Annotated in this window: 20 protein-coding genes and 1 pseudogene; 10 read left to right on the top strand and 11 right to left on the bottom strand. The window is 63.4% G+C overall.

The features are described from left to right. The 4 genes from QMX80_RS08240 to QMX80_RS08225 form a co-directional block, all read left to right on the top strand. On the top strand, positions 1–2960 hold a 2960-nt coding region (locus tag QMX80_RS08240), incomplete at its 5' end, for a glycosyltransferase (RefSeq protein WP_282276415.1). A gap of 285 nt (positions 2961–3245) precedes the next feature. Beyond that, positions 3246–3521, top strand: coding sequence for a hypothetical protein (locus QMX80_RS08235; protein WP_282276414.1), 276 nt, complete (start codon positions 3246–3248; stop codon positions 3519–3521). A 252-nt stretch (positions 3522–3773) separates the two neighbouring features. Continuing rightward, positions 3774–5705, top strand: coding sequence for a hypothetical protein (locus tag QMX80_RS08230; RefSeq protein ID WP_282276413.1), 1932 nt, complete (start codon positions 3774–3776; stop codon positions 5703–5705). A gap of 85 nt (positions 5706–5790) precedes the next feature. Continuing rightward, positions 5791–7875 (top strand): hypothetical protein, encoded by a 2085-nt coding sequence (locus tag QMX80_RS08225; protein WP_282276412.1) that lies wholly within the window; start codon positions 5791–5793, stop codon positions 7873–7875. Between the two features lie 330 nt (positions 7876–8205). Here the strand turns inward: QMX80_RS08225 and QMX80_RS08220 are convergent, their stop codons facing one another. The 9 genes and pseudogenes from QMX80_RS08220 to QMX80_RS08180 all read right to left on the bottom strand — a co-directional run bounded on the left by QMX80_RS08220 (position 8206) and on the right by QMX80_RS08180 (position 14703). Beyond that, a complete protein-coding gene (locus tag QMX80_RS08220; RefSeq protein ID WP_282276411.1) occupies positions 8206–8622 on the bottom strand; it encodes a GtrA family protein in 417 nt (138 codons plus the stop codon). After that, positions 8619–9563, bottom strand: coding sequence for a WxcM-like domain-containing protein (locus tag QMX80_RS08215; protein ID WP_282276410.1), 945 nt, complete (start codon positions 9561–9563; stop codon positions 8619–8621). The genes QMX80_RS08220 and QMX80_RS08215 overlap by 4 nt, the downstream gene beginning before the upstream one ends. Next, positions 9560–10507, bottom strand: coding sequence for a glycosyltransferase family 2 protein (locus QMX80_RS08210; protein ID WP_244481341.1), 948 nt, complete (start codon positions 10505–10507; stop codon positions 9560–9562). The genes QMX80_RS08215 and QMX80_RS08210 overlap by 4 nt, the downstream gene beginning before the upstream one ends. Further along, complete coding sequence (locus QMX80_RS08205) at positions 10504–11607, bottom strand: DegT/DnrJ/EryC1/StrS family aminotransferase (RefSeq protein ID WP_282276407.1); 1104 nt, start codon at positions 11605–11607, stop codon at positions 10504–10506. The genes QMX80_RS08210 and QMX80_RS08205 overlap by 4 nt, the downstream gene beginning before the upstream one ends. A gap of 56 nt (positions 11608–11663) precedes the next feature. Continuing rightward, entirely contained in the window at positions 11664–12602 is a 939-nt protein-coding gene (locus QMX80_RS08200) for an FAD-binding protein (RefSeq protein WP_282276405.1), read from the bottom strand. Continuing rightward, positions 12602–13348 (bottom strand): electron transfer flavoprotein subunit beta/FixA family protein, encoded by a 747-nt coding sequence (locus QMX80_RS08195; RefSeq protein ID WP_273084303.1) that lies wholly within the window; start codon positions 13346–13348, stop codon positions 12602–12604. The genes QMX80_RS08200 and QMX80_RS08195 overlap by 1 nt, the downstream gene beginning before the upstream one ends. A 152-nt stretch (positions 13349–13500) precedes the next feature. Beyond that, positions 13501–13635 carry a hypothetical protein gene (locus tag QMX80_RS08190; protein WP_282276417.1) on the bottom strand — a complete coding sequence of 45 codons (135 nt, stop codon included), beginning with the start codon at positions 13633–13635 and terminating at the stop codon, positions 13501–13503. Positions 13636–13748: 113 nt separating this feature from the next. Next, positions 13749–13943, bottom strand: a pseudogene (locus tag QMX80_RS08185) (SNF2-related protein); the annotation flags it as partial. Beyond that, positions 13870–14703, bottom strand: a complete 834-nt coding sequence (locus QMX80_RS08180) for a hypothetical protein (protein ID WP_244481343.1) — start codon at positions 14701–14703, stop codon at positions 13870–13872. The pseudogene QMX80_RS08185 and the gene QMX80_RS08180, both read right to left, overlap by 74 nt. A 752-nt stretch (positions 14704–15455) precedes the next feature. On the opposite strand from QMX80_RS08180, the gene rfbB reads away from it, so the two are divergent. Genes rfbB through rfbD form a run of 4 tightly spaced genes read left to right on the top strand, consistent with a single transcriptional unit; the run spans position 15456 to position 18864 of the window. Further along, on the top strand, positions 15456–16511 hold the full coding sequence (rfbB, locus tag QMX80_RS08175; protein WP_057505234.1) for a dTDP-glucose 4,6-dehydratase: 1056 nt from the start codon (positions 15456–15458) through the stop codon (positions 16509–16511). A gap of 15 nt (positions 16512–16526) precedes the next feature. Further along, positions 16527–17414, top strand: coding sequence for a glucose-1-phosphate thymidylyltransferase RfbA (gene rfbA / locus QMX80_RS08170; protein ID WP_057505233.1), 888 nt, complete (start codon positions 16527–16529; stop codon positions 17412–17414). Beyond that, positions 17411–17968 (top strand): dTDP-4-dehydrorhamnose 3,5-epimerase, encoded by a 558-nt coding sequence (gene rfbC, locus QMX80_RS08165; protein ID WP_057505232.1) that lies wholly within the window; start codon positions 17411–17413, stop codon positions 17966–17968. Before rfbA ends, rfbC begins: the two co-directional genes overlap by 4 nt. After that, on the top strand, positions 17965–18864 hold the full coding sequence (gene rfbD / locus QMX80_RS08160; RefSeq protein WP_282276400.1) for a dTDP-4-dehydrorhamnose reductase: 900 nt from the start codon (positions 17965–17967) through the stop codon (positions 18862–18864). Before rfbC ends, rfbD begins: the two co-directional genes overlap by 4 nt. 202 nt (positions 18865–19066) lie before the next feature. Here rfbD and QMX80_RS08155 read toward each other — a convergent pair whose 3' ends face one another. Beyond that, the gene (locus QMX80_RS08155) at positions 19067–20470 is read right to left on the bottom strand and encodes a mannose-1-phosphate guanylyltransferase/mannose-6-phosphate isomerase (RefSeq protein WP_057505230.1); all 1404 of its coding nucleotides are present in this window, start codon (positions 20468–20470) and stop codon (positions 19067–19069) included. Between the two features lie 8 nt (positions 20471–20478). Then, on the bottom strand, positions 20479–21825 hold the full coding sequence (locus tag QMX80_RS08150; protein WP_282276398.1) for a phosphomannomutase: 1347 nt from the start codon (positions 21823–21825) through the stop codon (positions 20479–20481). Positions 21826–21970: 145 nt separating this feature from the next. Here QMX80_RS08150 and QMX80_RS08145 point away from each other — a divergent pair, with 145 nt between their 5' ends. Further along, positions 21971–22705 (top strand): CoA transferase subunit A, encoded by a 735-nt coding sequence (locus QMX80_RS08145; protein ID WP_055772455.1) that lies wholly within the window; start codon positions 21971–21973, stop codon positions 22703–22705. A gap of 1 nt (position 22706) precedes the next feature. Continuing rightward, complete coding sequence (locus tag QMX80_RS08140) at positions 22707–23333, top strand: CoA transferase subunit B (RefSeq protein WP_057505228.1); 627 nt, start codon at positions 22707–22709, stop codon at positions 23331–23333. Positions 23334–23443 lie beyond the last annotated feature (110 nt).

Raw genomic sequence — 23443 nt, 5'->3', positions numbered from 1 at the left:
ACACCCATGCCCGGCTGCAGTCGGAATACGACGAGCGGGTGGGCTGGGCGCAGTCCCTGGACCGGGAGTTGTCGGTGCTGCGGGACACCCATGCCCGGCTGCAGTCGGAATACGACGAGCGGGTGGGCTGGGCGCAGTCCCTGGACCGGGAGTTGTCGGTGCTGCGGGACACCCATGCCCGGCTGCAGTCGGAATACGACGAGCGGGTGGGTTGGGCGCAGTCCCTGGACCAGGAGTTGTCCGCGTTGCAGGGCATGCATGCGGGATTGCAGCATAAGCATGAAGAACAGGTAAACTGGGCGCGATCGCTGGATGCTGAATTGGTGTCGTTGCACACCGCTCATGCCGATCTACAGCAAGGTCATCACGTACAAGGGGAACGGATACGGGAGCTGGAGCGGGCGCTGATGGAATCGGGCACCTCGTACCAGCAATTGCAAACCGAATCCGAAAGGAACAGGACTGACCTGGAAGCCAAGGTGGAGGGCGCCGAGCGCGCGCTCCAGGCATTGGCACGGGAGAAGCAGATCCAGGAGCTGGAAATGGAGCAGTGGGGGCGGGATATCCAGGAGGAGCTGGTGCGAATGCGGCGCGAGTTGCAGGAACAGCTGAATTCCGCGCGTGGTTCGCTGGATGCGATCACGGTGGAAGTCAGCAGCCAGCGCGCGGAGCAGTTGGACCAGAGGGAGTACCTGCTCCGGGAGCTGGAGGATGCGCGGCAAGTCAGCCGCGAGCTCAGCGGACAATTGTCGCAGGTGCTTGCATCGCGTTCGTGGGCCTGGACCCGGCCGCTGCGGTTTGCGGGTCGGGTACTCCGCGGCGAATGGGGCAACGTCCTGGAGTCTCTGCAGGGCTCGGCGGTCGCACGCAGCCGGTTGCTGAGCCCGTTGCGCGCACCGGTCAAGGGTTGGCTGATGCGTCGCGCCCATGCGGTGGAAGCGGCGCAGCCGCTTCATCTGGCCGTGGAACATCCGGAAGCGCAGGAGCCGCATGCGGCGGTGGCCGGGCTGGTGGTGCCGGTGTTCGAGCATCCCGTGGCCTCGATCGTCATCCCGGCATACGGCAATCTGGGGTACACCGCCGCCGCGGTGCGTTCGATCGTGGAAAGCGTGGGGCCTGGCGTTGCCTACGAAATCATTGTTGCCGAAGACGCGTCCGGCGACCCGGATATCGCCTGTCTGGCCGGGGTGCCCGGCCTGCGTTACCACGAACATCCACGGAATCTGGGTTTCCTGCTGTCCTGCAATGCCGCGGTGAAGCTGGCGCGCGGGCAGTACATCTGCCTGTTGAACAACGATACGCAGGTCATGCCGGGCTGGCTGGAGGCATTGCTGGAGGTGTTCGAGCAGAAGCCGGATGCGGGCCTGGTGGGATCGAAACTGGTCTACCCGGACGGGCGCCTGCAGGAGGCCGGCGGTATCGTCTGGAACGATGGGAGTGCCTGGAATTTCGGCCGGCTGGATGACCCGTCGCGCGCGATCTACGGCTATCTGAAGACGGTGGACTATGTCTCCGGCGCTTCGATCATGTTACCGCGTACGCTCTGGGATGAGCTGGGGGGCTTTGACGAGCATTACATCCCGGCTTATTACGAAGATACCGACATCGCCTTCCGGGTGCGTGCCGCGGGCTATCAGGTCTACATGCAGCCGGCATCGGTGGTGGTGCATTACGAGGGCGTCTCCAACGGCACCGACGAAGGCAGCGGGATCAAGGCCTACCAGGCGGTCAATCGCGAGAAATTCCTGGAGCGCTGGATGGATGTCCTGCGTAGCCAGCATTTCCCCAATGCGGACAGTGTGTTTCTGGCGCGGGATCGTTCGCGGGGGCGCAGGCATGTTCTGGTCGTTGATCATTACGTGCCGCAGCCGGATCGTGATGCCGGCTCGCGTGCGACCTGGCAGGTGATCCAGTTGCTGGTCAGTGAAGGCGTCCAGGTATCGTTCTGGCCGGAAAACCTCTATTACGACCCGGATTATGCGCCGCAGTTGCAGCGGATCGGTGTCGAAGTCATGCACGGCGGAGAGCATGTGGGCCGCTTTGATTCATGGATCCGCGAGAACGGCCGGTATCTCGATGCGGTCATACTCAATCGCCCGCATGTGTCGGTGAATCTGATCGACGCGGTCCATCAGCATAGCCGTGCGAGAGTCGTCTATTACGGACACGATGTGCATCACCTGCGGATGCAGGAGCAGATGAAGCTTCTGCCTGATGCGGCGCTGGAAGCGGAGATGGAGCGTATCCGTGATTTCGAATACGAAATGTGGCGGAAGTCGGACGTCATTCTCTATCCGTCGGCCAGCGAAACGGCTCATGTCCGGGACTGGCTGGCGGTGAACGGGCCGGCGCCGGCAACGGCGGAGACGATCCCTCTGTATGCGTATGAGCCGGTTCCGGGCGAGCTGCTGTCTCCGCCGGCGGATCGGCAGGGGATATTGTTTGTCGCCGGTTTTGCCCATCCGCCCAATGTCGATGCGGCATGCTGGTTCGTCCGGGAGATATTTCCGCTGGTGCGCCGTGAACTGCCGGGAATCAAGCTGACATTGGTGGGTTCGAATCCACATCCTAGTGTGTTGGAACTGGCGGGGGATGATGTCGAGGTCACCGGCTACGTCAGTGATGAGCGATTGGCCGAATATTATTGCTCTTCGCTGGTTTCAGTCGCCCCGCTGCGTTTTGGTGGCGGGGTGAAGGGCAAGGTTCTCGAGAGTCTGCGGTTCGGTGTGCCATGTGTCACCACCAGTACCGGCATGCAGGGGTTGGCGGGAGCGTCGGATTTCATGTGCTTTGGCGACGATGCCCCGTCGCTGGCGGAACATGTGGTCCGTCTTGTCAGGGATTCCGCTCACTGGGCCGATGTTTCTGGTCGTTCCAGGGATTTCATTGCGGCGAATTATTCACGGATGGCGGTCTGGAACATTCTTTCCAGGGCATTGGAGTTCGATGTGCGTGGGTGATGGCTGTCGTGGCGATGAGTCGGTTTTCTCCAGATGTTTTTCGTTTCATGGTGATGTGCGGACGGTGGCATCGTCGGTGTTCATGATGATGCTTTTTCAAATAATCCAGGTCATGTGATAGGTGCTTGTATGGTTCGTGAATATCTGCGGTCGCTCGGGGTCGTTTCTGTCATCTGTCTTGCGGCGGGTTGTTCCCGCGAGCCCGTGCCTGCAGGGGAGGCGGCTCCTGCAGCTGCGGCAGCCCCGAAGCGCGAGCTGCCGGCTTCGCTTGAAGACCCCGCCGGCATGCTGAAGGTGTCGCCGGGTGCGGTTGATGGCTGTGCGGTTGCGAATGGTGGGGTTGCGCTTGATGTCAGTTGGAATGCGACTGGGCGTACCGAAGGCGTCCAGATATTCTGGGTGTCGCCGGGTGAAGCTCCCAAGCTCTGGCTGGCTGCCGGAGCGGTGGGGCAGGACAAGAGCGGTCCTTGGGCGGTGAAAGGCACGAAAATCCAGCTGGTCAATGGTGCGGATTCCGCGGCGCTGGCCGAGGTGGTTCTCGACGAGGTTCCGTGCCAGTAAGGTTGCGGCCATCGGGCTGATGGAGGTATCCCGGGTGGGTCGGAAGGCCCATCCGGGGTGGTTTTCGACGAGACGGACGAATTGAGTCCATGGTGGCTGCGAACGCCGTCGATGCTCCGCTGCCTTCCGTTCCTGGGGGCTTGATCGGCCGGTCCGCTGTGGATGACACGCGCATCCGGGACGTGGAGCGATTGCCCATGACGCCGCTGTATATGCAGGGACGGACCGTTCAAGGAGTAGGAAGCATCAATCATGAATGATTCAATGTTGGTTCGATCAGGTCTCGCCTTCCAACTGGCGCTGATGGGCGGCTTTGCGCTGTTGCTGACGTTGTTCGGCTATCAATCCGCGTATTTTGGTGACGAGCTCTTTCCGTTCTTCGTTGCAAAGACCAGCTCCTCGCTTCCGGAAGCCTTTTTCCGGATAAACGAATACAAGCCCAGGTTCATCTTCAATGGAATCTGGGCATTGCTGACCTGGTGGCAGGCTCCCCGATATGTTGCCGCCATTCTGAATTTTCTTGGCATGTGGTCGGCCGCAAGTCTGGTCTTCATCCTCGGACGCAGATACCTTGCGGCCAGTGTACCGCTGGCCATGGCGGCAGCCGCATGCGTCCTGATTTCCCGCTTTGGCATGGTTCTTTACCATGATTATCTTTCGGGAATCATCGGGACTTGGGGGCTGGCGCTGTTTCTGGGGACGGTTTCCTGCCTGTGCGGGCTTGTATTCGCGCAGCGGATTTCAGTCGCGGGCTGCGCCGTATATGTCGGCATGGGGGTGCTCACTATTTTCGTGTACGAGACGTATGTCGCTGGCCTCTTCGTGCTGGGCTCCGCGGGAGTGCTCCTGGCACTGTTTGACCGTTCGCGCCCTGCCCGGGAGCGGCGGTTGCTTGCGCTGGCGGGAGTGCTCGTCTGGACTGTGCCGCTTTCCATGTTCGTGCTGGCCACGAAGTGGCTCTCGACATTCTCGGTGATGACCGGTACGGCCGGTCAGACGGTTTCCGTGGGAATGGGCAACATCAGGACATTTCTCCATTTTCTGTCCAATGTATTGCTGGGTACGAATTACGGTCTGGAGTGGTTCACGGGATACTTCAACGCAGCTACCCGGGAAGGAAGGCTGGCCGGGTATGGCTTCGCAGTGGTTCTTGCTTTCCTCTGGATATCGACGCTGATCAGATCCAGGGCTGCGTGGAGGCCACGGTCGCTGTTCATCAGCATCGTCCTGCTGGGGATGATCGTGGCCACGGTCGCCATTTCCAGCCTGCCGGGGGCTGAGAAGGCCGATGGTCGGTGGATGTTCCCGGTCAGTGCTTTTGCCGCACTTTTCGTGTTGTCCATTCCGGCCTCCTTGTTGCGGAACATGCTGCTAATTTCCCTGCTTGGGGTCAGTGCCTTCCATCTTTCGATGCGCAGTTACGATGGGATTTACAATGTGCAGGCATCGCATGCCGCCGGAAAGCTGGCGGCGGCGATGCATGGCGCCGCGCCACTGGGGAAACGGGGGCTGGTTCTCGGCATCGCTGATGGCGACCTGGAATGGGTTCTTGGCGGCAATGCCCTGCAGGGAAATGATGTGACCAATGGCGACGTGTTCTGCTGGATCAATTTGAAGACGTTGCCATGCCTCGATCCACGGAGTGCATTGAATCGTGCATCCCTGGATGCCTACGACTTTGCGCTGGCATATGCCGATGGCGTACGAGCACCGACTCGGCTGTATGTCGTTCCCGGATCTGTGTTGCCACTGCTGGTTCATCCAACGCTGGACATGATCGACGGCTCGCGTGCACTGGGGGGGACGGACAATGGCTGGAATGGCTGGGCGTGGCAGGGGGCCGCGCCTGCCGCGGAAACCGACGTCGAGATATCAGGTGGTCGGGTGGGGACCTTGCGTGTGCCCGTTGCCGATATCGAAGGTGCCGTGATCGCGTATGAGGCCTATTCGACAGGAGAGGCAGGTCCCGCAGGTATGCGTTTGCAGGTCAATTGGCTGGACGAAAAATCTGACCTGGTCGCAGCGCAGATCAAGGTCGTCGCACCGGAACAGGCTCCACGATTGTTCACCATGCTTCTGGACCCACCGGCAGGCTCGGCATCGGCCGAAATCTATGTAACGGCGCATGACGGCAGTTCAGGCCCGTTTTCTGTGCCCTATGTCGGAGTTGTCCGCCCCAGATGATCGGTGCCGGTGAATTTTTATGAATTCTACGAAGACTGGAAGCAGGGTGTACCCGCGCTGGCTGCGCCTGCTGTGGCTGGGCGCGATGCCGGTACTGGTGTTGGCGCTGTTCAATTACGTCACGTTCAAGCGGCATTATTCCGGCCGCGCGACGTTTCCATGGGACTTTCTCGGTGGATACCACGCGCAGAGCTTTGGTTGGTACGACATCGGAGGAGTTACGGCTCCGGCCAGCTGGCTGCCGTGGACCAATCTGGGTTTTCCTGCTTTCCTTGCGATCCAGGCAGGCGGTTGGTATTTGCCGCTGACGCTGCTCCATGCGCTGGGGGTTGAGTATTCAGTCCATGTGGCGACTGTGTTCCAGGCGCTGCATGTGCTTTTCGGCGCGGTTGGTTGCTGCCTGCTGCTGCGGCGCCTGGGGAGCCCGCTGGCCGTTGCGCTGTTTGCCGGGATTGCATACCACTACGGCGCTACGTTCTTCTCTAATCAGCAGCATGTGGATATCGTGCGTGCTGCGGCCTGGTTTCCGTGGTTGATTCTTGCATTGCATCCGGAATTTCTGACCCGGAAATGGTGGGGCATACCCGCCGCAGCATTGATTCTTTCCCAGCTTCTGGTGTGTGCCTATCCCGGGGCAATCGTATCCTTTGCCTATGCATCTGCCGTGTGGGTATTGCTGCAGACATGGCAATGCAAGGATCCAGTGGGACGACGGCGCTACCTCGTCCTGCTGAGCTGTGCCGTCCTGTGCGGCCTGCTGATGGCGATGCCAAAATGGATGCCATTTCTGCTCAACGGCGCTGTCGGCTTGCAGCGCGAGTCGTTCGACCCGCCGCCGGTGGGCAACATGGCGCTGTTTACATTTCTTCTGCCCTATCTGTCGGATGCGGTGCCTGGCGATCCAACCATGCGCAGCCTCTGGTTGCCGCTGACGGTCTTCTGGGGAATCTGCTGGCTGACGCCGCGTGAGCCCTTAGCGCGGTTCGGGCTGGCAATGACGGTATTCGGGTTGGTGTTCTGCATGCTTGTTCCGCATGTTCCCGAATTTCTGCACCTGTTGCCCGGCGGAGCGGTCAGTCGATTCCCGTTGGCCGACTGGAGGCCTGTCATCCATCTTGGATTGATACTTGCTTCGGCCAGTGGATGGCAGCGCCTGTTGTCGGGAAGTGTCCCGATGCAGAGCGCCCTTGTGCGTTCCGCCGTGATGCTGCTGGTTTTTACGGCAGCTGTACTGGCGGGGGTTTTCCATGGCTTTGATGGGGAGTCGTTGGTTCTCGCCCTGGCCACAGGGGCGGTGGTACTGGCACTGGCGCTGGTCGTAATCGCGCTGTCGTCGGCACGGCCGCGAGGCAGGATGGTGAGTGGTATCTGGGCGATAGCTCTAATCGTGGTGACTGCAACCAACGGTTATATGTACCACCGCTCCCAGCCGCTGACATGGCGACCCGCGTGGAACAGCGATGTAGAGATGCAGTCTTTCGGGGGGCATTTCAGCGATTTCACGAGTGGCAGACAGCCGCTGGTGATAGAGCGGCGTCCGGCGCGCGCGGTGGTCGGTGGCAACCTTCAGGATGCGATTACCCTGCGTGATAGCTCCCACTATAATCATTGCTATTATTCGCACCGCTATTGTGTATTCGGCTACGACAATCTCCGGCTGTCGAAGCCGCATCAGTTGCTGTTGAGTTCTCTGTACGGCGAAGGAGGAGGGGCGCTGTTGGCGTTTGTCAGTCACCCGCAGCAGTTGCTGGTTATTCCGGCAGTGGGGGGTGATACCGTTCCCCTGCTTGACGAAGCGCTGGCGACGGCGCCGGCGATCGGCGATTCGACGGGCGTGAAGGTGTCTTTCCGGAAATATTCGGCGGAGTCGGTTGTTTACCTCGTCGAGACCGTGCGCGGAGTACGCGTGATCGAGAATGAAATCGCGTGGCCGGGCTGGCGTCTGCGACTGTGTGACACTACCGGTCGCTGCGGTACTCCCGTGGAAGTCGAGGCCACCTCACAATCGTTGCGGACCTGGTCGATTCCCCCTGGAAAATGGACGGTAAATCTTGAATTCGTCGGGCCATCCAATGTCCCGGGTTATCTGTGTTATGTCCTGGGGGTGCTGATTGCCTTGCTGGGAGGATGGCTGGCATTCCGACGGAAGAAAGCAGCGGATGGTGCGTAGTGTGCGTGCATGCGCCGCGAGCGATGGGGTGTAGTTGGAGCGGGGAGCTGGTTTGACCAGTTCCCATCATCGACGCGGAGCAGGGGGGGCACTGAAGCGTCAGTGCCGGTCGACGGTCGGGTACGGGCCGAGCAGTGGGGCAGGTGTCATTGCGGCGGCTGCCCGTACGCGGAGCGAGGGCTCTCTGGATACTTTCTCCGCGCGCCTTGGCCAAGGCGGTGCCAGTGACGTCTGCCGCAGGCAACCTGCCGGCGAGTTTCTGGAGATTGCCTGAATGACGGCATCCATCATCTGGTCCGTCATATGCTTGCCTGCCTCACCCGCGGTGGATCAGGGGAGTAAAGCCTTCTTCCGGGTGAATACGAAGCGTGAGAGCAAATAGGTAAGCGGAACGGTGATCGCGACTACGACCAAGGGCCCCAGGCGCGCAGGGAGGTGCAGCCGCTCGATCCATGTCCACAAAACAGCCATGCTGGACAGATACTGGGCAACATAAACCAGTGGGAAAAGAAGCATTGAGCGCAGCCCGGCATGGGTCCGGAAAACGAATATCCGGTTTATCAGATATGCGAATACGATTCCGAATGCGTACGCTGCCGAATAGGCTATGCGGTAGCCAAAGCTCTGCAGTAGAAGAAGATAGATGAGGTAGGTAATGGCGGTATTCAGTCCGCCGGAAACGAGGAATCGCAGGAAGCTCGAGGCGGCAATGGCGGAGCGCACGCGCTGAAACACTTGGGCGATCACCCGCCGACCTTTCTGATCTCGTCAAGGAAGGCATCATAACGGCGGATGTAGTCATCGGCGTCATAGAAATCGGAGGCGAAGACCAGTAGTACGGCATCTTCGGAGTACTTGTATTGAATACCCCAGGTCATGGGCGGCAGATACAGGCCGAGGTTGGGTCGATCCAGTACGAACTCCTCGCGCCTGCTGCCGTCGTCGGCAACGACATGGACCGAACCCTTCACGGCGATCAGGAACTGGTGGCAGTTGAAGTGCGCGTGCTCGCCACGGGTTTCTGCAGTAGGTACATCGTAGACGAGGAAATAGCGCTTGGGCGAGAACGGGATTTCACGCTCGAACTCGCCAACGGACAGGCTCCCGCGCATGTCCGGAATCGCATTGAAGGTATGCAGCTGCACACCCCGTACAGAGCATGTGCGAATCCCCGGCGTCGCCGAAACGGGCACATCCTTCTCGCTGGAACCAACACCCGTGCCCGCATCCGCATAGCCGATGATTTTTGCGGGGTTGCCGACCACGATGGCGTTGGGCGGAACCGAACGGGTAACGACGGCTCCGGCGCCGATCATCGCGTTACGGCCGATCCTCACTCCGGGAAGAATGGTTGCATTGGCGCCGATGCTCGCGCCCTGCTCTATCACGGTGCGTAGAAAGGCTTCCGGATATACCTTGCTGCGCGGTCGGATGTCGTTCGTGAATGTGGCGTTCGGACCGACGAAGACGTTGCTTTCCAGAGTCACGCCATTCCAGAGCTGAACGCCACATTTGACGGTGACGTTGTCGCCGACAACCACATCATCCTCTATGAACACGCCGTCACATATGTTGCAGCCGGCGCCGATCTGCGCTCCGGGAAGAACATGGGCGAATGCCCATATCCGTGTGTTCTCGCCGATATTCGAGGATTCGCAGAGTGCCCTTTCATGGACGAAGTAATTCAAGTTCTTGCTCCGGGGAATTCGAGGCGCAGGGAGATGATGTTCAGTGGGCGCTGCTTTGTGTTCTCATAGGCGCGCCACGCATAGTTCCCGACAATGCCGATGCCGAATGTGTTCAGTGCACCGAAGAACAGTATAGCCAGCATGGATCCGGCATAGCCTGGAACTTCGTATACGCCAAGAAGACGTGCTGCCAATACCATCAGACCGAGGGCCGAGGCGACGCCGAGTCCAAGCAGGCCGGCAGCCATCAGGATCCTTACCGGCAGGTCGGAGAAAGCGAAAACACTGTCCAGCAGATAAGTGATTTTTTTCCTGAGTGTCCATGCGCTTTTGCCATGTTCGCGCTCGAGCCGGCCGTAGCCGACGAACTCTCTGCGGCCACCGAGCCAGAACAGCAGGCCCAGCAGGCTGCTGTTCGCTTCATTGAGTGCTATCAGCCTGTCGCGGAACGCTGCGGTGAGGGCGAATACATCAACGCCGCCTTCCGGTACGTCAGGCTGGACCAGCCTGCGATAGGTGGCCCAGAAGAGGTGCGAGGCAAGCTTGCTGAGGCCTGGGTCCTGGCGTGCGAGACGCTGGCCGAATACGACATCAAGAGGCTTGCTGGTCAGTGACGCAAAAAAATCCAGCATCAGTGATGGTGGTTCCTGCAGATCGGCGGCCATTACGCCGATATATTCTCCGGTAGCCTCGGCCAGCCCGCAGCGGATTGCCGCGAACGCACCGAAGTTTCTGGAAAGCAATACAAGGCGGGATTGGAAGCTGCTGTCTCTCAGGCCGTGCTCAAGTTTCGCGAAGCTCCTGTCTGGACTGCCATCGACAACGAATACGATTTCAAGCGTGTCGTCGAGCTGTTCCGACAGCTGTTCCAGTGCCACAAGCAACGAAGGAATGGAATCTTCGTTCTTGTAGACGGGAATGACGATTGAGTAACGAGGCTTCACCACCCGTTGCAAGCCTCGATCACGCGCGATACTTCGTCGTCGGTCAGTTCGGGAAAACAGGGGAGCGTCACCACGGCATTGCATGAAGCTTCGGTCCAGGGAAGCGAGACCCCCTGGAACTCGTTGCCGAAGATGGGTTGCCTGTAATCCGGTATCGGATAATGCACCTCGCTTGCGACGTGCGCCCCGGATAGATGCTTCTGCAGGCCTGCGCGGTCATCGGTGTGCACCACATACAGATGGGCAACAAAGTCGTCGCCTCCGCGAGCTGGAACCTTGATGTCAGGATGATGGATCTCGTCGGAGTAGCGGTTGGCGATTTCCCGGCGGCGGTCATTCCATCCTTCCAACAGTGGCAGCATGATCCTCAGAAATGCCGCCTGCAATTCATCAAGCCGGCTGTTCCGGCCGCCAGCCAACTCATTGCGGTACTTGGAAGTCCAGCCGTACTGCCGCAGTTGTCTCAGGGTCTCGGCCGTCTCGGCGCAGTTGGTGATGATCGCGCCGCCATCACCCAGAGCTCCCAGATTCTTCGTCGGATAGAAGCTGAAGCTTGCGGCCTTGCCGAAAGTCCCGGCTTTGCGGCCTGAGTGGTCCTTTGCGCCATGCGCCTGCGCGCAGTCTTCGAACACGGCGAAACCATGCTTATCCGCAAGCGCCATGATCGCGGACATGTCAGCGAGCCTGCCATATAGATGCGTCACGATGACCACATCGATGGATTGCCGGCTTGCTGCTTCATCGAGTGCGGCAGGGTCAATGGTGCAGGTCGATGGATCGATATCGACAAATACAGGTTCCGCGCCGCAGGCAAGTACGGCGGTGGTTCCGTACATCGCCGCATTGGCGACCACAGCCACCGACGAGCCCTGCTTTACGCCCAGGCTGCGCAGTCCCAGTTCCAGTGCCTCGGTGCCATTGGCAACACTTACGCACTCGGAGGCGCCGCACCATGTGGCGAATTCCGATTCGAATGCTTTTACATTGGGGCCGAGCACGTAGTAGCCGCTCTCAATCACTTCTACGGCTGCACTGCTCAATGCACTTGCCAAGGGGGAGATGTGGCGGGCAAGCGCATTCACCGGAACAATGGCGGTCATTGGGATTCCATATCCACTGGATTATCAGGGCGACACTCTAAGCTGTCGGAAGGGGCTTAGCCAAGCGCCGCTTCCAGTTCCGGCAGGATGGCGAACAGATCGCCGACCAGCCCGATGTCGGCCACCTCGAAGATCGGCGCATCGCCGTCCTTGTTGATGGCGACGATGGTGCCGGCGTCCTTGATGCCGGTCAGGTGCTGGATGGCGCCGGAGATGCCGACGGCGACATACAGTTCCGGGGCGATGATCTTGCCGGTCTGGCCGACCTGCATGTCGCTGGGCACGTAGCCGGCATCGACCGCGGCGCGCGAGGCGCCCACGGCGGCGCCGAGCTTGTCGGCCAGCTGGTAGATCACCTTGAAGTTCTCTTCCGAGCCCACGCCGCGGCCGCCGGAGACCACGCGCTTGGCGCTCTGCAGGTCCGGGCGGTCGCTCTTGCCGGCGGCCAGGCCGACGAAGCGGGTGTGCGAGGGCAGGGCGCCGTCGACGCTGATCGCTTCGACCGCGGCGTTGTTGCCTTTGGCCGCTTCCGGCCAGGAGGCGGCGCGCACGGTAGCCACGACCAGCTGGTCGGCGGGCACCTCGACGGTGATGATGGCGTTGCCGGCGTAGATCGGGCGCTTGAAGGTGTGCGGACCTTCGACGGCCATCAGGTCCGAGACCTGGTTGACGCCCAGCAGCGCGGCCACGGCCGGCATCAGGTCCTTGCCGGTGGTGGTCGACGCGCCGAACACGTGGCTGTAGCCGGCGGCGGCCTTGGCGATCTGCGGGGCCTGCACCTGCGCCACGGCGTGTTCGTTGGCCGGGTTGGCGGCGGTCAGCACCTTGCCGACGCCGGCGATCTGCGCGGCCTGCGCGGCGACGGCGGCCGGGTCGGCGGCCAGCACGAGGACGTCGATGTCGCCGCCGATAGCGGCGGCAGCCGAGACGGTCTTGGCGACGGCGCTGTTGAGCTTGCCGTCCAGGTGTTCGGCGATGACGAGAATCTTGGCCATTACAACAACCCCTTCTGCTTGAGTGCGGCCACCAGTTCGGCGGCGTCCTTCACCATCACGCCCTTGCTGCGCTTGGCCGGGGCGGCGTAGTGGGTGGTCTTGAACGTATCGGCGGCTTCGACGCCCAGGTCGGCCAGCTGCAGGGTCTCCAGCGGCTTGGCCTTGGCCTTCATGATGTCCGGCAGCTTGATGAAGCGCGGCTCGTTCAGGCGCAGGTCGGTGGTGATCACCGCCGGCAGGTCCACTTCCAGCGTTTCCAGGCCGGCGTCGACTTCGCGGGTGACCGTGGCCTTGCCGCCTTCGATCTCGACCTTGGAGGCGAAGGTGGCCTGCGGGCGCGCCCACAACGTGGCCAGCATCTGGCCGGTCTGGTTGGCGTCGTCGTCGATGGCCTGCTTGCCGAGGATGACCAGGTCCGGCTGCTCCTTCTCCACCAGCTTGAGCAGCGCACGCGCGGCGGTCAGCGGCTGGATGGCCTGGTCCGTGACCACATGGATGGCGCGGTTGGCGCCCATGGCCAGGCCGTTGCGCAGGTGTGCCTGGGCGTCGGCCGGGGCGATGGTGGCGACCACGACCTCGCTGGCGATGCCCTTGTCGCGCAGGCGCAGGGCTTCTTCCAGGGCGATTTCATCGAACGGGTTCGGCGAGAGCTTGACGCCATCGGTGACCACGCCGGAACCATCCGGCTTGACCTGAATGCGGACGTTGTAGTCCACCACGCGCTTGTACGCGACGAGGATTTTCATGTGCTGCGGGATCCTTCGGTTGCAGGGGCCGGCGCCATGCCGGACGGAGGAAAGCCCCGATTCTAGCGGGAGGGAGAGTTCCGTGCGAATGCGTATGGCGATGCGCCGGCTCATTCGCCCCGACGTCGACGCGCACCTTTGTCGGATGCTCCTTAGGCCGGAGGCAAGGGGGCCAGCAGGGCATCCAGATCTTCGGCGGAGAAGCGGAGGGCGGTATTGCCGCCATCGTCGAGGATGGCGTTGGCCAAGGCGGCCTTGCGCGCCTGCAGGGCAACGATGTCCTCCATGCTTGCCCAGCATTCCGGAGATCAGGGTTAGCATGGTCGTGAACTGGGAAAACAGGCAGTTCACGGGCCACGTCCTGCTTGCGCCGGCGCGGGATGAATGGGTGCAGGCGCCGGGCGAGCAGGTGCGCGCGCAAGGTGTGGCCGCCGCGCTCAATGGGGTGGTGCCAATGCTGGTTGAAGGTTTTTTCATCGCCCAGTAGTCCCGGCAGCAGGAACTCGACATGGGTCCACAGTTCACCCAGATGGTTCTCCAGCGGGGTGCCGCTCAGGCATAGGCGGTGGTGGCTGTGGAGCGTGCGCAGGCCGATGGCGGCGCGGCTCTTGGGGTTCTTGACCTGCTGGGTTTCGTCCAGGATCAGCAGATGGTAGACGTAGGCTTGGCAGGCCGGCGCTCTGCAGTTGCTGTCGATAGTCTGCTTCATGGCGGATATTGCGAGGCAGCAAGCAGGACTGACCATCGGTATCGGTGGTGAACAGCGACAGGTCGCCATCGGCGAGCAGGTGATCGCCATATCGCCAGGCCAGCGTGGCCAAGTCGCACAGGGCGGGAGATGGCATGTGCGCCCATTTGGCTGGACAGAACACTGCTGCTGTGAAGGAGCAGAACCGGCACGGCCTGCGCTGGCGCTTCGGGCGTAGGTGTGGTCGGTGTCGGCAGATCCGGGTTGATCTGCCGCAGGGCATATGTGACCAGCTGGCGTTCGCAGGCCTGCAACGCCGGCGCCCCAGGAATGTATGGACTTCTTCCGCGGCAACAGGCAGTTCCAGTGACCCCACTTTGCCGGTGTCCGGATCGAGGCAGCAGGCCGAGTGGCCCATCACCATGCCTTCGGCGCCCCCTTCGATGTGGAGTGCCGGGGCGATCAGGGCGCCGGCTTCGCCCGCCAGCTCCTCCCATGCCAGAAGGGAGGTACGCAATGGGCCGGCGCGAGCAGGAAGCCTTTTGGCCATCGTGGGGGTGTGTACCCAGCCGCGGCCGGCGGCGATGATCAGTTCCAGAAGGGAGGCCAGCTCGATGCGATCAGCGGCCTGCCTGTCTTGCCGGAATATCCACAGTTGCAGCAGCACGGCGATGTCATGCGGGGTGATGTAATTGGGCGGGTCGAAAATCAGGTCGGGGCCGGTGCCAGCAGTTTTTCGAAGGCGATCGAGTCGTCGGCTTTCAGCGCAGTCTGGTAGACATGGATATCGGACCGATACCGGTGCGCTGACAGGACATAGGCCAGGACTTTGCTGGCGCCGTGCCTGTCGGGCACGGGGGGGCGGATTGATGCTCGTGTCAGCGGGACAGGGATGCGCGCAGTTCCGGTCGTGGCTGCCCGGGCACGGGATCAGCCGGCGCTTGTTCCAATACGGCCAACAGCGTTGCCGTGACATGTTTGCCGTCTGCCCCCATCGGGCAGCTGCACTGGTTTCGCAGTCTGCTGCGTGATGTGCGGGTGTTGGCGGCAAAGTCGATCGATACGGTGTAATGCCGGCGCTGGCGTCCCTGGACGTCAGCTGTGAGCTGGCCCCCCGCCAGAGCCGGATGGCGCACCTGCGTGACGTAGTTGCGGCCCTTTTTAAGCGTCAGCTCATCCAGTCAGCACAGGATGTCGTCGGCATTAAAATTGCCGTCAAGGTAAATGGAGGGTTGGTTGCGGTGGAGGGGCAGGTCTATCGGGGACGTGCTTCTCATTGCCCGGGGAAGGGGAAGGGGAAGGGGAAGGGAGCGGCGAGGGGGCAGAAGCAGGAAATACTCCCGTCGTTGTATGCTGGGCGGAGGATTGGCAGCGCCGGGAATGGCCTGCCTGGATGTGATTCCAACAGGAGAACAAATAGTGCCCACCTGGCTAGTGACCGGCGGTGCCGGCTTCATCGGCGGCAATTTCGTGCTGGAGGCGGTCGCCCGCGGCATCAAGGTCGTCAACCTCGATGCCCTGACCTATGCAGGCAACCTGCGCACGCTGGCGGGCCTGGAGGGCAATCCGGCGCACGTCTTCGTGCAGGGCGATATCGGCGACCGCGGCCTGGTCGAGCGCCTGATGGCCGAACACCAGCCCGACGCGGTGCTGAACTTCGCCGCCGAGAGCCACGTGGACCGCTCGATCGACGGTCCCGGCGCCTTCATCCAGACCAACGTGGTCGGGACGCTGGGCCTGCTCGAAGCGGTGCGCGACTACTGGAAGGCGTTGCCGGCGGCGAAGGGCGAGGCCTTCCGCTTCCTGCATGTCTCCACCGACGAGGTCTACGGCACGCTGGGCGAGACCGGCAAGTTCACCGAAACCACGCCTTATGCGCCGAATTCGCCGTACTCGGCGTCCAAGGCCGCCTCCGATCACCTGGTGCGCGCGTTCCACCACACCTATGGGCTGCCGGTGCTGACCACCAACTGCTCCAACAACTATGGCCCGTACCACTTCCCGGAAAAGCTCATTCCGCTGGTGATCGCCAAGGCGCTGGCCGGCGAGCCGCTGCCGGTCTATGGCGATGGCAAACAGGTGCGCGACTGGCTGTTCGTCGCCGATCACTGCGAGGCGATCCGCACCGTGCTGGCCAAGGGCCGGGTGGGCGAGACCTACAACGTCGGCGGCGACTCGGAAAGGCAGAACATCGAAGTGGTGCAGGCGATCTGCGCGCTGTTGGACCAGCGTCGTCCGCGCGAGGACGGCCAGCCGCGCAGCAGCCAGATCACCCATGTGACCGATCGCCCCGGCCATGACCGCCGCTATGCGATCGACGCCTCCAAGCTGAAGGACGAACTGGGCTGGGAGCCGGCCCATACCTTCGAACAGGGCATCGCCTTCACCGTGGACTGGTACCTGGACAACCAGGAATGGGTCGACGGCGTGCTGGATGGCAGCTATCGCCTGCAGCGCATCGGCACCGCCGCCTGAATCTTCGGAGACGACATGACCCAACGCAAAGGCATCATCCTCGCCGGAGGTTCCGGCACGCGCCTGTATCCGATCACCAAGGGCGTCAGCAAGCAGCTGCTGCCGGTGTACGACAAGCCGATGATCTACTACCCGCTCAGCGTGCTGATGATGGCGGGTATCCGCGAGGTGCTGATCATCAACACGCCGCATGAGCAGGCCCTGTTCCAGGCGTTGCTGGGCGACGGTTCGCAGTGGGGCATGGACATCCAGTACGCGGTCCAGCCCAGCCCCGACGGACTGGCCCAGGCCTACCTGATCGGCCGCGACTTCGTCGCCGGCAAACCCAGCTGCCTCGTGCTGGGCGACAACATCTTCCACGGCCATGGCCTGCGCGCCACGCTCAAGCGCGCCGACGCCCGCGATGCCGGCGCGACCGTGTTCGGCTATTGGGTCAACGATCCGGAGCGCTACGGCGTGGCCGAGTTCGACCAGGGCGGCAAGGTCGTCGGCCTGGTCGAGAAGCCGGAGAATCCGCGTTCCAACTATGCGGTCACCGGCCTGTATTTCTACGACGGCACCGCCAGCGACCATGCCGCGGAGCTCAAGCCCTCGCCGCGCGGCGAGCTGGAGATCACCGACCTCAACAAGCGCTACCTGGATGCGGGCGCGCTGTACCTGGAGCAGCTGGGGCGTGGCTACGCCTGGCTCGACACCGGCACCCACCAGTCGCTGCTGGAGGCGTCCAACTTCATCGAGACAATCCAGACCCGCCAGGGCCTGCAGGTCTGCTGCCCCGAGGAAATCGCCTATGGGCAGGGCTGGATCGATGCCGCCGAACTGGAGGCGCTGGCCGCGCCGCTGCTGAAGAACGGCTACGGCCAGTACCTGCAGAAGCTGTTGCAGCGGGGCGTTGTTCCGTGAGAGTGACTGGAACGTCCCTGCCGGGTTGTATGGTGATCGAGCCGGCGGTGTTCGGCGATGCGCGTGGCATGTTCTTCGAGACCTGGAACGCCGAGCGTTTCGCCGAACATGGGCTGCCGACGAAGTTCGTGCAGAGCAATGTCTCCACCTCGGTCAAGGGCGTGCTGCGCGGCCTGCATTACCAGTGGCCGCGGCCGCAGGGCAAGCTGGTGAGCGTGCTCGAAGGCGAGGTCTACGACGTGGCCGTGGACATCCGCCGCGGCTCGCCGACCTTCGGGCGCTGGGAAGCGGTGCTGCTCAGCGGCGAGAACCATCGCCAGTTCTGGATCCCGGAAGGCTTTGCGCATGGCTTCGCCGTGCTGTCCGAGCGTGCGGTGTTCAGTTACATGTGCACGGACGTGTACGTGAGGGAGGCCGATGCCGGCGTGCGCTGGAACGATGCCGACATCGCCGTCGACTGGCCGATCAGTGTGCCCACGTTGTCGGCCAAAGACGAGAATGTCCCGTTTCTGAAGGACATCGCCGAGGACCGGTTGCCGGTATACGTTCCATGACGGTGCTGGTGTTCGGCGGCAACGGCCAGGTCGGTCGTGAGCTGCTGCGCGCGCTGGCGCCGCTGGGCCGGGTCGTGGCGACCACCCGCAGCGGCACCCTGCCCGATGGCAGCGCCTGCGAGGTGGCCGATTTCGACAGGCCCGGCAGCTTGGCCGCGCTGCTGGACCACGTTCAGCCCTCGGTGGTGGTCAATGCCGCGGCCTATACCGCGGTGGATCGCGCCGAGCAGGAGCCGGAAGCGGCGTTCCGCGCCAATGCCGAAGCCCCCGGCGCGATCGCGCGCTGGTGCGCCGCCCATGGCGTGCCACTGGTGCATTACTCCACCGACTACGTCTTCGACGGGCAGGGCAACGCACCCTACCGCGAGGACGCGCCGACCGCGCCGCTGGGCGTGTACGGCAGCAGCAAGCGCGATGGCGAAGAGGCGGTGCGCGCTGCGGGAGGGCGCCATCTGATCTTCCGCACCGCGTGGGTGTATGCCGCGCATGGCAGCAATTTCCTGCGCACCATGCTGCGCGTGGGCGCCGGGCGCGACCAGCTGCGCGTGGTGGCCGACCAGATCGGCACGCCGACGCCGGCGGCATTGATCGCCGATGTCACCGCACAGGCGCTGCGGCATCCGGGCGGCCTGTCCGGGACCTGGCATTTGACCGCGTCGGGGCAGACCAGCTGGCATGGCTTCGCCGAAGCGATCTTCGCCGAGGCGCTGGCCACCGGCGTGCTGGCGAAGGCCCCGGCGGTGGAAGCCATTCCCAGCTCGGAGTACCCGACGCCGGCGAAGCGGCCGGCCTGGTCGGTGCTGGATAACCGCAGGCTGCAACAGGACTTCGGCATCGCATTGCCCTCCTGGCAGGACGGTCTGGAGCGGGTGATGGCGGAGATCGCGGCCGGCTGACACGGATCGCTGCGGGCACGAACGAAAATCCCGGCCATTGGCCGGGATTTTTTCAGTCCTTCGCGAAGATCGGCAAAGCCGCTCCGTGCAGGAAGATGCCGCTGTAGAGCGGGGCGTCGCCCCGCTGGAGCATTCCCGGCCAATCCTTCCGGGGGGCGGCCCTGCTACCCGGCGAGGGGTCACCCCGTAGCGGGACGGTGTTTCAGCTGCGCCCGTAGGTGTCCTCGAAACGCACGATGTCGTCTTCGCCGAGATAACTGCCTGACTGTACCTCGATCAGTTCCAGCGGCAGTTTGCCGGGGTTGCGCAGCCGGTGCGTCACGCCCAGCGGGATGTAGGTGCTCTGGTTCTCGCTGAGCAGCAGTACTTCGTCGCCGCGGGTCACCTCGGCCGTGCCGCTGACCACGATCCAGTGTTCGGCGCGATGGTGGTGCATCTGCAGGCTCAGCGTGCCACCAGGCTTGACCGTGATGCGCTTGACCTGGAAGCGCTCGCCGTTGTCGATGGAGTCGTAGGCGCCCCACGGGCGGTGGACCTTGCGGTGCCAGGTGGCCTCGCTGCGGCCTTCCGCCTTCAGCCGTGCGACTACGTCTTTGACTTCCTGCATGCGATCGGCGTTGCCGACCAGCACTGCGTCGTCGGTCTCGACCACGATGACGTCGTCCAACCCGACCAGCGCCACCAGCCGTTCGCCGTAGGCGTAGGTATTGCGGCAGTCGATGGCGATCACGTCGCCGTGATGGGCATTGCCGTCGCCGTCCTGGGTGGAGACATCGCGCAGAGCGGTCCACGAACCGACATCGTTCCAGCCTGCGTCCAGCGCCACCACCACCGCATCGGCGGTCTTTTCCATCACCGCATAGTCGATCGAGTCGGAGGGCACCGCCGCGAAGGCTTCGGTATCGAGGCGGGTGAAATCGGCGTCGCGGCGCGCGCCTTCCCAGGCGGCGCGGCTGCGTTCGAGCATGGCCGGGTTGAAGCGGGCCAGTTCCTGCAGGTAGCGTGAGGCGCGGAACAGGAACATGCCGCTGTTCCAGAGGTACTGGCCGCTGGCGACGTAATCGGTAGCGGTGGCCAGGTCGGGCTTCTCGACGAAGCGCTCGACTGCACGCGCGCCCTCGCCGGGCGCGGCCTTGATGTAGCCATAGCCGGTTTCCGGGCCGGTCGGAACGATGCCGAAGGTCACCAGCTTGCCTGCATCGGCCGCAGCCGCCGCTTGGCGCACGCTGGCATGGAAGGCGGCCTCGTCGGCGATCACATGGTCCGAAGGCAGCACCAGCAGCAGCGGGTCGGCGCCATCGCGGGTGGCTTCCAGCGCCGCCACGGCGATGGCCGGTGCGGTGTTGCGCCCCACCGGTTCGAGGATGATCGCCTGCGGCTGCGCGCCCACCTGCTGTAATTGGTCGGCGGCGACGAAGCGGTGCGTCTCGTTGGCGATCACCAGCGGCCCGCGCGCGGCGATGGCCGCCACCCGCTGCCAGGTGGCCTGCAGCATGGTCGCTTCGCCGGCCAGTGGTAGGAACTGCTTGGGATAGGCTTCGCGCGAGAGCGGCCACAGGCGGGTGCCGGAGCCGCCGGACAGGATGACGGGAGTAATGTTGCTCATGATGGGTCTCAGGCCGAAAGCAGGGTGGAGATTTCGTCGGTACGCGCCTGCAGCAGCGCCGCATCGCCGCGCGTCTCGACGTTGAGCCGCAGCAGCGGCTCGGTGTTGGAGCTGCGCAGGTTGAAACGCCAGTCGCCGAAATCAGCGCTGATGCCGTCGGTGTGGTCCAGCGTGGGCGACTGCGCGGCGAAGTGTTGCATCACCCGTTCGACCGCGGCCTTGGAGTCGGCGACCTTGAAGTTGATCTCGCCGCTGCACGGGTAGGCGGCCATGCGATCTTCTACCAGTTCGGCGAGCGACAGGCCGCTGCTCGAAACCAGCTGCGCGATCAGCAGCCACGGGATCATGCCCGAGTCGGCATAGGCGAATTCGCGGAAATAGTGGTGCGCGCTCATCTCGCCGCCGTAGACGGCGTTCTCCGAGCGCATCTTCTCCTTGATGAAGGCGTGCCCGCTCTTGCACAGCACCGGCACGCCTCCCGCCGCTTCCACCATTTCCACCGTGTTCCACACCAGGCGCGGGTCGTGCACGACCTTGCCGCCGGGATTGCGCGCCAGGATCGCCTGGGCGAGCAGGCCCACCAGGTAGTAGCCCTCGATGAAGCGACCGGTATGGTCGAAGAAGAAGCAGCGGTCGAAGTCGCCGTCCCAGGCGATGCCGAAATCGGCGCCATGCGCGCGCACCGCATCGGCGGTGGCGGCGCGGTTCTCCGGCAGCAGCGGATTCGGGATGCCGTTGGGGAAGCGGCCATCGGGTTCGTGGCAGATGCGCACGAATTCCAGCGGCAGGTGTGGGGCGAGCAGATCGACGATGGCGCCCGCGCCACCGTTGCCGGCATTGACCACCAGTTTCAGCGGCTTGAGCGCGGCCACGTCCACATAGGACAGCAGGTGCGCGATGTAGGCGCTCTTGTCGTGTCGTTCGACCTGTCCGGCACGCGGGGCCTGCGCCGGCGCGGTGTCAGCGGCCACCGCATCGGAGATGGCGAACAGGCCGGTATCCGAGCTGATCGGCCGCGCCTGCTGCTTGACCAGCTTCATGCCGTTGTAGTCCATCGGGTTGTGGCTGGCGGTGACCATCACCCCGCCGGCCGCGCCCAGATGGTCGGTCTGGAAATAGACCTCCTCAGTGCCGCACAGGCCGATGTCGATCACCTCGCGGCCTTCGCCGCGCAGTCCGTCGGCGAGCGCGTCCTGCAGACCCAGGCTGGTCAGGCGCACGTCGTGGCCCAGCACTACCGGGCCGTTGCCAAGCCGGGCGGACAAGGCCTTGCCGATCTTTCGCGCGAGATCCTCGTTGAGCTCCTCGGGCACGCGGCCGCGGATGTCGTAGGCCTTGAACGCGGGTAATGGCATGCGGGTAACCTGTCGATGTGTGGAAAGGCGCCCAGTTTAGTCGCTTGGCGGTGACTGGGCCGTCCGCGGCTGGACGAAGGTCCAAGAGGGCCGGCAAGGGACTGGGGCTAGAATGCGGCCATCCTTTGACTGTGGGCGTGATGCGATGAGCGATCCTTCAACCCTGAGCGGGCGGCGCGGCAAGGTGGTTGCCGATGCGGCCCAGGCCCTGGCCGGCGTGGTCGCCGACGGGCAGACCCTGGCGGTCGGCGGTTTCGGCCTGTGCGGCATTCCCGAAGCCCTGATCGCCGCCCTGCGCGATTCCGGCGTGACCGGCCTGACCGTGATCTCCAACAACGCCGGTGTCGACGGCTTCGGCCTCGGCCAGCTGCTGGAGACCCGGCAGATCCGCAAGATGATTTCCTCCTACGTGGGCGAGAACAAGGAATTCGAGCGGCAGTTCCTGGCCGGCGAGCTGGAGCTGGAGTTCAACCCTCAGGGCACGCTGGCCGAGCGCCTGCGTGCCGGCGGCGCAGGCATTCCGGCGTTCTTCACCGCCACCGGCTACGGCACCGTGGTGGCCGAAGGCAAGGAAACCCGCGAATTCGACGGCAAGCACTACGTGATGGAGACCGCGCTGAAAGCCGACGTCTCGCTGGTCAAGGCGTGGAAGGCCGACGAGGCCGGCAACCTGGTGTTCCGCAAGACCGCGCGCAACTTCAACCCGGCCTGCGCCATGGCCGGCAAGGTCTGCGTGGTGGAAGTGGAGGAGATCGTGCCGGTCGGCGCGATCGACCCGGACCAGGTGCACCTGCCGGGCATCTACGTGGACCGCATCGTATTGAACGCGACGCCGGAAAAGCGCATCGAACAACGCACCATCCGCGCGGAGGGCAACTGAAATGGCATGGACCCGTGACGAGATGGCGCAGCGCGCCGCGCGCGAACTGACCGATGGCGCCTACGTGAACCTGGGCATCGGCCTGCCGACGCTGGTGGCCAACCACATCCCCGAAGGCGTGGACGTATGGCTGCAGTCGGAGAACGGCCTGCTCGGCATCGGCCCGTTCCCGACCGACGCCGAAGTCGACGCCGACCTGATCAACGCCGGCAAGCAGACCGTGACCGCGCGCGCCGGCGCCAGCTACTTCGGCAGCCACGATTCGTTCGCGATGATCCGCGGCGGCCACATCAACCTGGCCATCCTCGGCGCGATGCAGGTCACCGACAAGGGCGACCTGGCCAACTGGATGGTGCCGGGCAAGATGGTCAAGGGCATGGGCGGAGCGATGGACCTGGTGGCGGGCGTGCAGCGCGTGGTGGTGCTGATGGAGCACACCGCCAAGAACGGCGAGCACAAGATCCTGTCCGAGTGCACCCTGCCGCTGACCGGCGTGGGGGTGGTCGACCGCATCATCACCGACCTGGCAGTGTTCGACGTCACCGATGCTGGCCTCACGCTGGTGGAAGCGGCTCCGGGCGTCGGCCTGGAGGAACTGAAGGCCAGAACCGGCGTGGCTTTCATCTGAGGGCTGTTTCAGGGGAAGTCCCGCATGGCCGATGGCGTTCCGGGCGTTGCAGGCGCCCGGAACTGCCGCTGCGAACCCGCAGGGCATGCGAACGGACGGCGCACGGGGAC

The sequence above is a fragment of the Stenotrophomonas sp. PS02297 genome, from assembly GCF_029959705.1.
GTDB lineage: Bacteria > Pseudomonadota > Gammaproteobacteria > Xanthomonadales > Xanthomonadaceae > Stenotrophomonas > Stenotrophomonas nitritireducens.
This window is presented reverse-complemented; position numbering and strand designations above follow the sequence as displayed.